This window comes from Erysipelatoclostridium sp. DFI.2.3, assembly GCF_019132535.1.
Classification (GTDB): Bacteria; Bacillota_I; Bacilli_A; order Erysipelotrichales; family Erysipelotrichaceae; genus Clostridium_AQ; species Clostridium_AQ innocuum.
In genome coordinates, this window is sequence record NZ_JAHOOJ010000002.1 from 142,056 (window position 1) to 157,163 (window position 15,108).

The window sequence follows — 15,108 nt, forward strand, 5'->3', positions numbered from 1 at the left end:
CGGTTTTCTCTACCAGTTTTGTAAGGTAGTCATTATTAAATTGTCATTTTTTTGCCGCAATGCTATAATAGGTTTACTTTGTTTAGGAATGGAGGGAAACAGATGGAGAGAATTTCCGCTTTTCTGCACCGTAAACTTGATAACTTCACACTGGATGAATATATTATTATGTTCGTTGTGTGTTCCATATTCCTGCCGTTTGAATTCCCATTGCTGGCGATTGCCGGTGTGCTTCTTTACCTGTGTGCAACAGGAAGGATGAAGGGAATCATTCAGGCAGTGCCAAAATCAGGATTTATGATAGTATTCTGCTTACTGACCTCTGCAATTGCATTTATCAGCGGTAATCTGCTGGGCGGTGTCTGCGGTATCGGAATCCTGCTGCTGATGCTGTTTATATTTTATTTCCGCACTGTTATCAATAAGCGCTTATTCGAGTTGCTGATGGACGCCTGCTGTATCATTTCCCTTTTCTGTTTTGGCTGGGCGATGATGGAATATTGCAGAATCATAGACCGTTTAAATTACAGCTTTCTTCAGCTGAAGGTGGAAAACAGTCCGAAGGACCGTATCAATTCAACCTTTTTCAATGCAAATTATTATGCGATGATGATTGAATTTATTGTATTGATCTGTGTTTATAAAATGATGCAGGTGAAGACTCTGCGCCGTATTGTATTTTACGTTGTTACCATCGTATGCAACCTGTTCGCCCTATATCTGAGCGGCTCCAGAACAGCATGGATTCCCTTCGTGGTGACCATTCCGTTTATGTTTTTGATCAATAAGCGGTTTATCTATTTCACCACATCCATGGCGGGAATTGGCGGTGCCGGTCTGCTGTTGCTGCTGGAACCAAAGCTGATGCAGCGGGCAACGATTTTTCAGGATTTCGCAAAACGCAGTAATATATGGGAAACGGCAATCAAGGGTATCCAGGCGCATCCGCTGCTTGGAGAGGGACCGCTGACCTACTTCCATATATATAAGCAGTATCACGGACATCCAACCCAGCATGCGCACAGCATCTATCTGGATCCGATTTTAAGCCATGGTATTATCGGTGTCATTCTGGCAGGTATCTACTTTGCAGGTAATCTGAAAGAAGTATATTTATTGTTAAAGCGAAGAATTGACTTACGACTGTTTTCTTTAATATCTGCATTCATACTTACCATACTGATTCACGGTATTCTGGATTACACGGTTTACTGGGTACAAACCGGTCTGATGTTTTTGATAGTTTTATCTGCATCCAGTATGTATTTTCACAAGGAACAGCCATATGATATACACGAGGAACATTGATTCCTCTTTTTTATATCCATCATTTGTTTGGGCTCGCTTTCCATTTAATTATTAAACGAATTTTCCATCTTTTCTTATATGGCTATTCTGAATTTCCGGCATTAAGTTTGAAACCCATTATTTCTAAGTAGGAATAGTGAAAAGAGATGGCAAAGGTATTTGACTTTAAATATCTGTATGACATCTCTAATGTTTATACATACTTATTTTATAAATTATAAGATACAGCAAATGATGGAATGGACACATTCTTTATTCGTATAACGGATATATCCGGTTGCGATTAGAGCCGAGCGATACAATAAGCTTCTTATCTGTCATTTCTTTCAGTATCTGCCGTGCCCGAGCCTCATTTATATGGAATGTATTGGCAATTTATCATTGATTATCGACATTTATCGTCGATTTCTATATATATCGCAGATTACCGCTATGTATCGCTGATAATAGACAATTTATCGCTGATTTTATGATGCTAATCGTTAATTTATTTAATATAAAATCAATAATTTCACCAGTACCTAACGATTAACAGTAGGCATAAAGACACTATGTATTTTAAAACGACACTATCAATACTCTGCTTAACACTATTCTACATTTTTCCATATCTATCCATCTCGTTTTCATTTACAACCATGCAGGATTGCGTTATTTTTAATATAGAGAAGTAGGTGTTGGATATGAAAATGATAATACGTGCGGATGATTTTGGATTTAGTGAAGCTGTAAACTACGGTATTTTGAAGGCATTCCAGGGAGGTCTTGTGAAAAACATCGGGCTGATGAGCAATATGCCTTATGCGAAACAAGCCTTCGATATGATCAGAGAAGAAATTGTCACGTTAGGACTTCATGTCAATCTGATTCTGGGAAGCCCCTGTGCCAGACCGGAACAGATTCCCTCACTTTTGAATATGGATGGGAAGTTCCTATCCTCCCGCGTCAGAAGAAGAGAAATGGAAGAGGGAATAGATAACTTCGTATATGAGGATACCGTTGTGGAAGTGAAAGCACAGGTGGAACAGTTTTTGTCCATCTGCGGCAGATTACCGGATTATATAGATGCTCATGCGGTATGCACAGGGACAACAGAAAAAGCCATCTGCGATATTGCGGATGCTTATGGAATCGATATAAAAGGACATATTGAGGATACCCGCTGGCAGGGGATACAGACAGATTACACCAACACAGAGTTTTATAAGCAGAAGCTGCCCTTTGTGCAATTTTTTAAATCCTATCTGAACTACAGTGACCGTATCAGTTTGATTGTCTTTCATCCGGGCTATCTGGATTATGATGTGATCCGTACATCATCGCTGACTGTAAACCGCTGTCTGGATACTGCCTTACTTTGTGATGCTGAAGTTAAAGAATATCTGAAACAACATACATTGTTGTCATTTAAGGAGCTGTAGGTAACATGGAAGAAAATTTGCGTAAGCTTGTGAAAGAGAATACGATACATGAAAAGTATAAGCTGAACAATGCTTCTCAGCTGGGGACACAGCTGGGACTCAGCAGAAACTGGATATCACAGTATCTGAATGAATACTATAATGATGGAACATTTATCAAAATAAATACCCGTCCGGTTGTGTTTCTTGACCGGGAGGCACTTGAAGAAAAATATTCCATACGGGTGGATAAGAACCTGCTGACCTCTTTTGATGAGCTAAGAACAATCATTCAGGGACAGAATATATCCGATTTTGAAAAACTGATCGGTCAGAAGGGCTCTCTGCGTGATGTTGTGGACAAATGCAAAGCCAGTATATCCTATCCGCCGCACGGACTTCCGACACTGCTGTATGGACCAACCGGAACAGGAAAAAGCAGCATTGCGGCAATGATGTACGAATATGGTATCAATCATAAAATCCTCAAGGACAACGCTGCCTTTCTTCATGTAAACTGCAGCGAATATGCAAACAATCCGGAGCTGATAACCGCAAACCTGTTTGGTTATAAGAAGGGAGCCTTTACCGGTGCGGAATGTGATAATGTAGGGATGATCAAGGCTGCGGAGGGTGGTGTCCTGTTTCTGGATGAGGTTCACTGTCTGCGTCCGGAATGTCAGGAAAAGCTGTTCCTGTTTATGGATAACGGCAATTACCGCATGCTGGGAGACAACGAGCATCAGTATCACAGTACAGTGCTTCTGGTATTTGCGACAACCGAGGATCCGGAAACGGTGCTGTTAAAAACGCTGCTGCGAAGGATTCCCGTACGTATAGAAATACCGTCGCTGGAGGACCGCGGCATCAAAGAAAAAACCTCAATCCTTGTCGAGGCACTGGATATCGAAGCGAAGAAAATGCGCAGGAATATCACCATCAGCAATACTGCCTTCAATGCACTATTGAATGCCAGATATACAGGGAATGTCGGTGAGCTGTTTAATGTTGTACAGGCAACGTGTATGAATTCACTGTTTCACAACAAAAAAGAAGGAGTGCTGGAGATTCATACGCTGAACCTGCCGGGTAAGATTATTTCCAATCATCACATTGATCGAAACAGCATTTTATTCGACAGGCATCAGATGCTTTCACTGGATCAGCTGAAGCAGCATGCATCCGACAGTCTGCCGCAGACCACATTGTTTGCGACACTGCTCGGACACCTCAGGGATCTACAGAATAACCGTATTCTGATGCCGAAGTTTATCGAGAAATGCACCGTGGATGTGGAGCATTATTTTAATTCGGTTCTTTTTGATAATCAGAATATCAAAGACCCGACGAATACGTATATTATGAAGTCACTGAAGGCTATTGTGGAAATGATTTCGGAAAAATACGGGTATTCCTTTCAGACGAACGAGATATATTCCATGTCCCTTATGATCCGTGACTGTATGCAGTCCTATAGAGAGATGGAGGAATATTTTGATACCTTTTCTGAGGAATGTGATAATTTTACCGGTATCATAGAAAAGAAATTCATGCGGGAATATGCCATTGTCTCGGAAATCAGCGAGGTGCTGAAGCTGCATCTTGACATTGAACTGCGCCCTTTTATTGCGGCGATTTTCACCTTAATCATGCATATGTATCACCGCAGCAAAGACATCAATAAACGCATCGGCATCATTCTGGCACATGGTTATGCGACTGCCTCCTCCATAGCGAATGCAGTAAATCAGATGCTGGATCAGTATGTGTATGATGCCATTGATATGCCGCTGGATACGACTACGGAAACCATCGTGAAAAAGCTGAATGATTTTCTGAGAAAGCGGGGAGAATATCGCGATCTCGTATTGCTGGTTGATATGGGCAGTTTAAAGGAGATACACAGGGGAGTTTCGGATATATCGCGGGCAAATGTCGCCATCGCCAGTGATGTCAGTACAAGGATGGCACTGCAGATTGGAGACGCACTCCGTAAGGATGTACCTTTGAAGAAAATTTTTGAGGCATACCGGGAAACGTGTGACATGCATGTAGAGATTTTGGAAAGCAAGGTACGGGAAAAAGCAATTTTATGTTCCTGTGCCACCGGTATCGGAACTGCGGAAAAGCTGAAAACGATACTGGAGGATTCCCTTCCGAAAAATCTTCCTGTACGTGTGCTTACCTATGATTATTCAACATTGCTGGAGAACCGCATGGAGGATGATTTCTTTGACCGCTATGAGGTCGTATGCATTGTCGGTACACTGAATCCCAACATTGACAACATAAAATTCATACCGGTGGAAGAGCTGATTATGAACAATTCGTTTGATGTTTTAACGATTCATTTCAAAGACCTGCTCAATGAGGAAGCAATGGAGCAGTTTCGAAGAAATCTCCTGAAAAATTTTTCCCTGTCCAATATCATCGGAAATCTGACCATCCTGAATCCGGATAAGCTGCTCCGGCATGTCGCAGATGCGATTGACCGACTGCAGAAGGAAATGAACAGGATGTTCAGCTATAATATGTGCTTTGGTCTTTATGTGCATGTCTGCTGTCTGATTGAACGCCTGGTAACCCGTGAGGGGGCTGAGGATTATGTGAAAAGCTATGCGGAATGCAGTCGTGAAATGCAGGAGTTTATTCTTTGTATAAAAGCCGCATTTGAAAAAGTGGAAAAGTATTATAGTGTTTCCATTCCGATTGAGGAAATTGAGTATATCAGTATCTATATTCGAAACATGCAGTAGGCGCCAGGGGTAATCGTCCCGATAATTCCATCCGTTTTCATTGATTCCTACATGGGCGATTACTGATAACTCCTAGTGTTAAGTTTTAAAATATAGTGTCCTTAATTGTTGAAAAAGCCTGTAAACAAAGGCTTTTGGAAGGTTGGCATGGGAATTGCTAGAGGAATGGTGAAGCAGAACAGACGCAGAACTCATCATGCGTCGGATTCTGACATGCGAAGGAGGAAATGTAATGAGTATTGTATTGGGCAGAGTGGATTACCGCCTGCTGCATGGTATTGTGGCAACCATGTGGGCACCGCAGTCCGGCGCTCAGCGGGTGATGGTGATCGATGACCGTACGGCAAATGATCCGATCATCAAGGAAAGCATGCGCCTTGGAAAGCCTGCCGGCATGGCATGCTCGATCATCACAGAGGAAACAGCCATGAAGAATTTCAAGGCAGGGAAGTATGATGATCACAAGGTATTTGTGGTATGTGAGGATCCGGGGGTGTTTCTAAGACTTCAGGAAGCCGGACAGAAGATTCCGAGAATCGTCATCGGTATTACCCGTGATCGCGATAGCGGAACGAAGGTCAGCTCCAGAGCTTCTGTGAAGGATGAGGAAAAGCCAATTTATAAGAAGCTGATGGAAAACGGATGCGAAGTGGATGTGCAGTTCACAACAACGGATAAAGCTGTAAAGCTGTCACACGCAATGGAATTGTAGGAGGAGAAAAAGGATGGAATTATCAATACTACAGATTGTCTTTATCACACTGATTGCGTATCTGAAAATGACAGATACCGTAACAACACAGCTGTTTGCATTCAATACGATTATCTGCGGCTGGCTCACCGGTCTGGTTGTGGGAGATCCGACAACAGGGTTGAGCATCGGAGCTACCATGCAGCTGATGTCTATGGGGGTTGTGGCAGTAGGCGGATCCTCCATGCCGGATTATCCGATTGCGGCCACCATCGCGACAACGATTGCGGTTACAACAGGAAAAGGCATGGAGGCAGGTCTTGCCATCGGTCTTCCGGTTGCCATGCTTGGGGTAAACTTTGACGTTATTTACAAAATTTTCAACGGCTTCCTGATGAGAAAGGAAACATCTCTAATCGAAGAAGGTAAGTTCCAGTCAGCGCTGAATATGATTAAAATTTCACCGGTCTTCTACGGTCTGTGCTCCGCTGTTCCGGTTCTGGTTTGTATTGTCGCAGGACCTACAGTTGTCAATGCGATACTGGATTTCATGCCTGCCTGGTTTACCACCGGCTTAACGATCGCCGGCGGTGTTCTTCCCGGTGTCGGTATGGCGATGCTGTTAATGTATATGCCGCTTGGAAAATACTGGTCCTTCCTGCTGGTCGGCTTTGTGCTGGCAGCTTATCTGAAGGTTCCGGTGCTTGGTATTGCGGCAATCGGACTTGCAGGGGCATATGAAATTTACAAGAATCAGATGAAGGCGGGAACTGCAGCTGCAGGTGCTGTCGCAGGAGGATTGGAAGATGAGTAAGGAAAAGGTTTTAACAAAAAAGGATTTGCGTAAGGCAGCATGGAGATGGCTGATTGGTATTTCCACATTCAACTATGAAACACAGCTGGCACCTTCCACATTGTTTTCCGTATATCCGTGCTTACGGAAGATGTATCCGGATGATGAGGATTTGAAGAAATCCTGTCTGAATTATATGCGTTACTACAACACCATGCCGTGGATTTCACCGTTTGTGATCGGTGCAGCTCTGGGTATTGAGGATGAAGGCGGTATTTCCTCACTGGATGCAGTCAACGACTTCAAGGTTGGTCTGATGGGACCGCTGGCCGGTATCGGCGATACCATTGGCTGGGCAATGATACCTACAATTTTCGGATCCATTGCGGCAAGCATGGGAATGGAGGGAAATCCACTGGGAATCTTCCTATGGGCGGCATTTACCTTTGTGTTCCTGGTAGTCCGTATTCTTCAGTATGAGTGGGGATACGGTATGGGTGTCAATGTTATCACCAAGTTCGGTAAACAGATAACGGTCTTTACCGAAGCCTGTTCCGTTCTCGGTCTGACCGTGGTCGGCTCTCTGGTTGCGACCGTCGTAAAGCTCAGCACCGGTTTGCAGTTTAAAAACGGAGATGTCGTCATGAAGGTTCAGGAGCTGATTGACGGTGTTATGCCGGCACTTTTACCGGTAGCTGCTGTAGGAATTATATATTACTTCATGAAGGTGAAGAAGGTGAAAATGACCTGGATGATTCTGTTCATCATCGTGGCATCCATGATCGGAGCTGCCACCGGCATCTTCACAGCCTAGAAAGAAGGGACTGATATTGAAGGCTGCGACCTGTGTCGCTGATATCACACCCAAATGTGCCGTTCATTTATGCGGTTATGTCGGAGAAGCCAGGAAATATACTGCAAAGGGGATTCATGATCATCCCCTTGCGGTTTCTCTGTTGCTGGAAATTGACGGTGTCCGACTACTCTTTATCAGTATTGATGTCATCACATTGGGTGGAGAAAAAGCGGCAGTTATAAAAGATAAGATACAAAAAATACTCACAATTGAAAATGATCATATCATTATCAGTGCAATTCATACCCATTCCGGCGCAAACGGACTGGATGATATGACGGTGTTCGGCACACCGGATAATCCGGAATACTTTGCATATGTCTGTGAGCAAATTACTGATAGTATCCAGCATCTGGAACAGCAGCTGTGTGAGGTGCAGGCATACATTACAACAGGAAAGGTACACGGATACTACAGTAAACGGACGGATAAACATCTGCCCTTTGAAGACCATGCGGCCATCATTACATTTATACATGGAGATACGGTTGTCGCTGCCATGTGCAATTTCAACTGCCATGCAACCGTTCTGGGTGTGGAGAATATGCTTGTGAGTTCAGATCTTGTGGGAAAGGTGCGCTCCCTGATGAAAGAGGATCTGGGCGTTACCCCTTATACCTTTACCGGCGCCAGCGGAGACATCAGTAACCGTCAGTACCGGCAGGGAAATGACTTTGCGGAGCTGGACCGTGTAGGAAGCGGTATTGCAGAAATTCTGCGCAATATGGGGCCATATGAAAAGCTGGGGCTGCATCATGTGCAGACAGTAAGCTATGATCACACTGTCTCCTATGATAACACATGGTATTTTAAAGAGTATCAAAAGGGTATACGGGATGCAGAAGAGGTATTATCGCGTAAGAATATTTCACTGGATGAATGGAAGCTTGCCACCTCGGAAAAAACACTGCTGGAAAAGAAGCTGCAATGTGAGAAAGTGGAATTTCATGTGCGTGGAGTTGTTCTCCATCTTGGTGATCTTACGATCGTCACCTTTCCCGGAGAGCTGGCGTCCACCTTTGGCTTGCAGCTGAGAAGAAAATGTAAAACAAAGCATTTTCTGTTGATTGGCTATGCGAATGATTATCAGGGATACTTTATGGAAGCACAGGAATATGGAAAAACATACGAAACAAAAGCAAGCAATACACCGGTTGGGGAAAGTGAACGGATTGCTGGCGAGATAGGAGATTTATTATGAGAAGGTTTATTTTTGCATCACATCATTATCTGGCATACGGACTAAAGGATACCGTGGATTTTCTTACGAATAAGGCAAAGACGATCTACGATATCAATGCATATGCAGAGGATAAGGAACAGAATCTGGAAAGCAGGGTAAAGGAGCTGTTTGATACATTTGATCCTCAGGATGAGGTCATTGTGTTAACGGATTTGCTGGGGGGAAGTGTGTATCAGAAATTTTATCCCTATATCAGTGAACGGGTGCATGTTTTATGCGGGATGAATCTGCCCATGGCGATGAGCATGGTTCTGGCGCAGGAGGATGTGCCGTTTAGTGAAAAGCGTATAAGCGAGATACTTGAGGAATGCAAAAACCAGATCGTTTATGTAAATGCCTTACGTTGTGCTTCCACTATGGATGGTGATGATGAATAGCATCCGGCGGCTCTGAGGTTCTGCTTCAGAGTCTTTATTTCCGTTATGGCGTTTGTTCAAAAGGGCGGTAAACGGTGAAAGGCTTCAGAAAGGAGGTTTGTTATGAAGGTAATGGATGTTATACAACTGCTGGAGAAGGAAGGAACATGGATAAGATCTGATTTTAAAACACGGGATCACCTGCTGCATGGAAGAGAAGATGCACAGATTCATACCGTTGGCGTGTGCTGGGTGGCGACCATGCAGGCGATTCAGGAAGCCGCAAGGCATAAGGCGGATATGATCATTACGCATGAAAACCCGTTTTATCAATGCTCAACGCAAATGCATACAGCTGCATATGAAGCGGCAAAAAGCAAGCGCAGGCTGCTGGATCAGTACGGGATCAGTGTATACCGCTGTCATGATGTATGGGACTGTATCCGTACCTACGGTGTTGCGGATCAGTGGGCGGCCCTGCTTGGCTTCCCGTTTGAACAGCGTCCACAGGCTTCCTATTATCAGGCTGCGGATATTCCTGAAATGCGTCTGGAGGATCTGGCAAGGCATACCTGCCGTGTATTGCATGGTGATCATGAGGATGGTTTATATGTATTCGGGAATACGGATATGCATATAAGGCGTATTGCCATCGGAACAGGTGCTGCCACCGATTTGTATGAATTGCTGCCGCTTCACCCGGATGCGGTCATTGTCAGCGATGATGGGATTACAAGCTATGATGCGGCGCAGTATGCACTGGATCATGGTATTGGAATGGTAGTTGTTAACCATGCGGCAGTGGAGCGCGCCGGACTGAAAGCCATGGTGCCCTGGCTGCAGGAGCGCATGAAGGATGCGGAAGCTGTCTGGTTACATGACGGTTTTCATATTCATTATTATATGAATAAGGTTGGGTGTTGACCAGATGGAAGCGAACAGGATCACGATACCGAATTTTCGCAGAGTAGCGGGAAAAACAGCGGATGGCAGAAACATCAGGAATCACATGCTGTATCGAAGCGGTGCTCCAATACCGATCACGGTGCAGGATATAAACGGAATGAGAGAATGCGGTATTCGTCATATCGTTGACCTGCGAAGTGATGAGGAGTGCTGTGCCCATGCCTATCAGCTTAGCGATGCGTTTGTATCACATCATATGTCTGCGTTAAAGACAAGGGACGGACTGGAGAATTTTTATTTTTTTATGCTGATTGATAAAAACTCAACTGTCGAGGATATAAAAAGGGCAGCTTCCTTTATACATGAAGGATATCGGATTCTGCCGTTTCACAATCCTGCATTGGCACTTCTGCTAAATCTGATGGAAGCGGATGATGGAGCTGTTTTGCTTCATTGCAGCTCCGGCAAGGACCGTACCGGTGTACTCGCGGCACTTCTTCAGAAAATGCTTGGTGTAAAAGAGGATGTGATTATGCAGGAATATCTGTTGAGTAATGCGTATATTCTACCGGATATTCTGCGTCATGCGAAAGAGCTTGGATTTCAGGGAGATACCAGAGATATGCTGGTGCATTGCTGCAGTGTACATGAATCGCTGTTGCGCTCCTCCTTTGATGAGGTGGAAAAGCGGTATCCGGGCTGGGAGGAATTTTTTGAAGCTGAATACGGTATGAGTGAGAAAAGAATCAGGAATTTAAAAAAGCGTTATCTGGAACCATAAACATAGAAAAGGAGTGATTTTATGCTGATACAAACGGTAATTGATCATATAAAAGAGTATCATAAAGGAGTATTTGAAGGGAAGCAGATTGATGAGCAGACAACAAGGGATAAGGTTCTGTATGGAAACCCTCATCAGGAATGTACAGGCATCATCACCACCTGCTGGGCAAGTGTGGATGTCATAAGAGAAGCGGCAAAGCGCGGCGCAAATCTAATCATTGCACATGAAGCCTTGTTTTGGAATCACGGAGATCATACAGACTGGCTGCAGGAAGAGAACAACCAGTCCTTTCTCGCAAAGAAGAAGCTGCTCGATGAGGCGGGAATCGTTGTCTGGAGAGATCATGACTATATTCATTCCGGCATACCGATGGAAGATGGCAGCTATACTGATGGTATTTTTTATGGTGTGGCGGATAAACTGGGCTGGACGCAATATATTACAAAGGATATTCATCATCCATTGCATTTCACAATACCAAAAACAACAGTCAAAGAGCTTGCGGATTTTCTGATTCAGAAACTGCAGCTAAACGGTGTAAAAATCATAGGAAACAAGAACAGCACAGTAGAAAAAATAAGGATTCCCTTTCATATACTGGGAGATGCCAGAGATTCCATTCAGGAAGCTGATCAGGAAAATATCAACTGTTATCTCACCATGGAAGTAGTGGATTTTACACTGGCGGAATACATTCGGGACAGCAGTATGCTGGGCATGGATAAAGCGATTATCGGTATGGGACACTTTAATCTGGAGGAACCGGGTATGGAATATATGATAACGTATCTGCCAACCGCTGTCAAAGCAGATATCCCGTGTGCATACATCCAGTCCGGGGATATGTATGATTACAGAACACGATAGCACAGAAAGCACATACAGAAGCTGCATAAATAAAAAACGAATAAGGTAGGGACGCCGGTTTTTTCCCGATTATGGGTAAACATAAAACAGGGAGACTTCAACACGATTGTATTATCAATAGAAGTTGAAGTCTCCCTTTTGCAAACATCCTAAAGTAAGAAAGAACCAGGCAACGGCACCTATCCGTTTTTGTATGTAAATATTTGAACACTGCGTGGTCTATTCCCTGGCACATGCGATTGCTGTCACGATTAGGATGAAGCTTTCTTGTGTGTAATTGCGCCATCCACCACCATGGGAGTAATAACAGAACATACTATCTTTTTTCCAATCCTGTTCCCTTCCATCTGAGAAAAGGTCTTTTCTGATAAACCACAAAACGAAAGGAAACAGCCCTTCTATTCCTCACTGCTTATCTTCATGCCAAAGCGCTTCCGGTATTCCAGAGGGGGATAGCCGACTCTTTTTAGAAACAGCTTTGCAAAATGAGTCGTATTGTCATATCCCACCTGAGAGGAAATGGAAATCAGGGAATCACTCGTATTGATCAGCATCCATTTCGCTTCACTGATTCGTCGGTCAATCACATAATTGATTGGTGAGATTCCATAGGTTTCCTTGAATTTATGGGAAATATAATCACTGCTGATGTGAAAATGCTCTGTCAGTTCCTTTAACGTGATATCGGAAGCATAGTTTTCATTTATATAGAATAGGATATCCTGGGCAAAGGTTGACTTCTTTTTCTTCCTGTCCGTAACTGCATTTTGAAAGATATGAAAGTAAATATGTGCCAGAGCATTTGCCAAGGCGTTACAAATTGCCGCAGAGGACTGTGTTTTCTGTTGTGAAAACATTTCCAGTGTTTCAAAGATATCCGCAATGATTTTTTTATGTTCTCCGGTATGTGCATACGGCTTTTTATCCAGTGATAAGAAACAGTCCGCAGCTTTTGCATTTGCCATTGTAAAATCGGTAATGGCGCACGTCCAGCAGGAAATCGGATCCTCATAATCGGATGTAATGGAATGGATACAGCCCTTATTCACAATCAGCAGATCGCCTTCAGAAACATGAAAAATCTCGTTGTTAATCTGGTAGCTTGCTTTTCCCTGTGAAAAATATATCAGCTCGGTTTCCTGTTTATGTACATGGTAGGGATAGGACCAGTGTGCATCATTGAAGCTATGGGACAATCTGGATATGATCGGCTCCTTCGTAAAGACTGGGGTGGATTGTTTTTTTTCGTTCAAAATATCAGATAAGAACATAGGACACCTCCAAATTTAGCAATATAATTTTTTGAAAAAGCAGGATAGTTACCTGTATTACCCTTTTATTATAGAAAAACGAATGAAAACAAGCAAGATAATTTTTGATTTCAACGGAATAGACAGTTTCTTTTTTTTCCTACAATTCCTATAATTTCTATATAAAGGAAAGGATAAGGATATGTCAAAAATCAAGAGGAATGGAACAAAGCCGCAAGTATTGTCTGCCAGAGAAGCAGTGGAGTATATTGCGGATCAGGATACGGTGGCAGTTTCCGGTGCAGGCGGTGGAATCGTTGATCCCTATGCACTGATCAATGCCCTGCATGAGCGGTATGTGGAAACTGGCTGTCCGAAAAATTTAACGCTGTGGCATTCTACCGGATTGGGGGATCGAAATGACCGCGGCATGTCACCACTCGCCCTGGAAGGTCTGGTGAAGCGTGTGATCGGAGGACATTGGGGACAGTCACCAAGACTTGCGGAAATGGCAAGTGAGAACAAGATTGAAGCGTATAATTTTCCACAGGGCATCATGGCACAGCTGGCAAGAACCGCTGCGGCAGGACAGCCGGGAATTCTCAGCCATGTGGGTCTTGGGACATTTATCGATCCCCGAGTAAGTGGCGGTAAGCTGAATGAAGTATCGCAGGAAGACCTGATCAGGGTCATGAACGTAGATGGAAAGGAATGGCTGTATTATCCGGTTGTTCCGTTGGATGTTTGCCTGATACGTGCAACGACTGCGGATACAGAAGGCTATGCATCCATGGAGGAGGAAATCACCTATATCGATGTTCTCCAGCTTGCACAGGCGGTTCACAATAACGGAGGAACGGTTATCCTGCAGGTAAAACGGCTGGTAAAAGCAGGTACCCTGCATCCGAAAAGCGTAAAAATTCCAGGCTTCCTGGTGGATGCAATCGTTGTGGAGGAGAAGCAGGAACAGTTATATAACGGTTCTGACAGGTTCTTTTCGGGAGATTATATCGCCGATGACAGTGCGGTGACGATGCTGCCGCTTGACCAGCGAAAGGTTGTCGCAAGAAGAGCACTGATGGAGGTTCGTCCGGGATATGTTGGAAATGTCGGTGTCGGAATTGCGGATGGAATCGGAAATGTTGCACGTGAAGAGGGTGTTCAGGATGCCTTTACGTTAACCGTGGAAACCGGGCCGGTCGGTGGTGCTACGGCACAGGGAATCTTCTTTGGCGCAACAGTCAATGCAAGAGCGGTGATGGATATGCCTGCACAGTTTGACTTCTATGACGGCGGTGGTCTGGATGTGGCATTCCTGTCCTTTGCTGAACTGGATGAGAACGGGGATGTGAATGTTCATCATTTCAATGGCAAAATTATGGGAACCGGCGGCTTTGTCAATATTGTTGCAGGAAGTAAAAAAGTGGTACTGTGCGGAACCCTGCGTGCCGGTAAGCTGTTAACGGAAATCAAAGATGGAAAAATAACAATACAGCAGGAAGGCAGGTTTGAAAAGCTGATAAAGAAGGTCAGCTCCGTGACCTTCTCTGCGAAGCAGGCGGAAAAGCAGAAACAGGAAGTTATCTACATTACAGAACGAGCTGTGTTCAAGCTGATGAATGGTAAGGTGGTTCTTACAGAAATCGCTCCGGGAATTGATGTACAGAAGGATGTCATCGATCAGATGGGCTTTGTACCTGAGATTGCAGAGGATCTGAAGGAAATGGATGCACGTATTTTCAGGGAAGAAAAAATGAATATCTATAACGAATTTATCAATCAGTAAATATGAATGGGCTGTACATAAGTCATATGAGGTCATAGTAGGGTTCTATGCCTGGTATGCATAGGATGGAGTCAGTTTTTGATTACATAACAAATTACAAAGGAGAAAAAAC

At 44.0% G+C, this 15,108-nt stretch carries 13 protein-coding genes; 12 read left to right on the forward strand and 1 reads right to left on the reverse strand.

Annotated features, from left to right (window positions below):
- The first annotated feature begins 102 nt into the window (after window positions 1–102).
- The 11 genes from KSZ58_RS02700 (at window position 103) to KSZ58_RS02750 (ending at window position 11,960) form a co-directional block, all read left to right on the forward strand.
- Window positions 103–1,308, forward strand: coding sequence for an O-antigen ligase (locus KSZ58_RS02700; protein WP_009269948.1), 1,206 nt, complete (start codon window positions 103–105; stop codon window positions 1,306–1,308).
- 683 nt (window positions 1,309–1,991) lie between these two features.
- A complete protein-coding gene (locus KSZ58_RS02705; RefSeq protein WP_009269947.1) occupies window positions 1,992–2,729 on the forward strand; it encodes a ChbG/HpnK family deacetylase in 738 nt (245 codons plus the stop codon).
- Window positions 2,730–2,734: 5 nt separating this feature from the next.
- Window positions 2,735–5,464, forward strand: coding sequence for a sigma 54-interacting transcriptional regulator (locus tag KSZ58_RS02710; RefSeq protein WP_217752607.1), 2,730 nt, complete (start codon window positions 2,735–2,737; stop codon window positions 5,462–5,464).
- A gap of 232 nt (window positions 5,465–5,696) precedes the next feature.
- Window positions 5,697–6,176 carry a PTS sugar transporter subunit IIB gene (locus KSZ58_RS02715; RefSeq protein ID WP_002606365.1) on the forward strand — a complete coding sequence of 160 codons (480 nt, stop codon included), beginning with the start codon at window positions 5,697–5,699 and terminating at the stop codon, window positions 6,174–6,176.
- 13 nt (window positions 6,177–6,189) lie between these two features.
- Complete coding sequence (locus tag KSZ58_RS02720) at window positions 6,190–6,969, forward strand: PTS sugar transporter subunit IIC (protein WP_217752608.1); 780 nt, start codon at window positions 6,190–6,192, stop codon at window positions 6,967–6,969.
- Entirely contained in the window at window positions 6,962–7,762 is an 801-nt protein-coding gene (locus tag KSZ58_RS02725) for a PTS system mannose/fructose/sorbose family transporter subunit IID (protein WP_002606363.1), read from the forward strand. The genes KSZ58_RS02720 and KSZ58_RS02725 overlap by 8 nt, the downstream gene beginning before the upstream one ends.
- Window positions 7,763–7,778: 16 nt before the next feature.
- Window positions 7,779–9,005, forward strand: a complete 1,227-nt coding sequence (locus KSZ58_RS02730) for a neutral/alkaline non-lysosomal ceramidase N-terminal domain-containing protein (RefSeq protein WP_008816339.1) — start codon at window positions 7,779–7,781, stop codon at window positions 9,003–9,005.
- The gene (locus tag KSZ58_RS02735) at window positions 9,002–9,424 is read left to right on the forward strand and encodes a PTS sugar transporter subunit IIA (RefSeq protein WP_008816340.1); all 423 of its coding nucleotides are present in this window, start codon (window positions 9,002–9,004) and stop codon (window positions 9,422–9,424) included. Before KSZ58_RS02730 ends, KSZ58_RS02735 begins: the two co-directional genes overlap by 4 nt.
- Window positions 9,425–9,526: 102 nt before the next feature.
- Window positions 9,527–10,327 carry a Nif3-like dinuclear metal center hexameric protein gene (locus KSZ58_RS02740; RefSeq protein WP_008816341.1) on the forward strand — a complete coding sequence of 267 codons (801 nt, stop codon included), beginning with the start codon at window positions 9,527–9,529 and terminating at the stop codon, window positions 10,325–10,327.
- A gap of 4 nt (window positions 10,328–10,331) precedes the next feature.
- Window positions 10,332–11,090, forward strand: coding sequence for a tyrosine-protein phosphatase (locus KSZ58_RS02745; protein WP_009588448.1), 759 nt, complete (start codon window positions 10,332–10,334; stop codon window positions 11,088–11,090).
- A 21-nt stretch (window positions 11,091–11,111) separates the two neighbouring features.
- Window positions 11,112–11,960 carry a Nif3-like dinuclear metal center hexameric protein gene (locus KSZ58_RS02750; protein ID WP_008816343.1) on the forward strand — a complete coding sequence of 283 codons (849 nt, stop codon included), beginning with the start codon at window positions 11,112–11,114 and terminating at the stop codon, window positions 11,958–11,960.
- A 398-nt stretch (window positions 11,961–12,358) separates the two neighbouring features.
- Here the strand turns inward: KSZ58_RS02750 and KSZ58_RS02755 are convergent, their stop codons facing one another.
- Window positions 12,359–13,231: an AraC family transcriptional regulator gene (locus tag KSZ58_RS02755; protein WP_008816344.1), complete on the reverse strand. Its 873-nt coding sequence runs from the start codon at window positions 13,229–13,231 to the stop codon at window positions 12,359–12,361.
- Window positions 13,232–13,412: 181 nt separating this feature from the next.
- On the opposite strand from KSZ58_RS02755, the gene KSZ58_RS02760 reads away from it, so the two are divergent.
- On the forward strand, window positions 13,413–14,996 hold the full coding sequence (locus KSZ58_RS02760) for an acyl CoA:acetate/3-ketoacid CoA transferase (RefSeq protein ID WP_217752609.1): 1,584 nt from the start codon (window positions 13,413–13,415) through the stop codon (window positions 14,994–14,996).
- The last annotated feature ends 112 nt before the right edge of the window (window positions 14,997–15,108 follow it).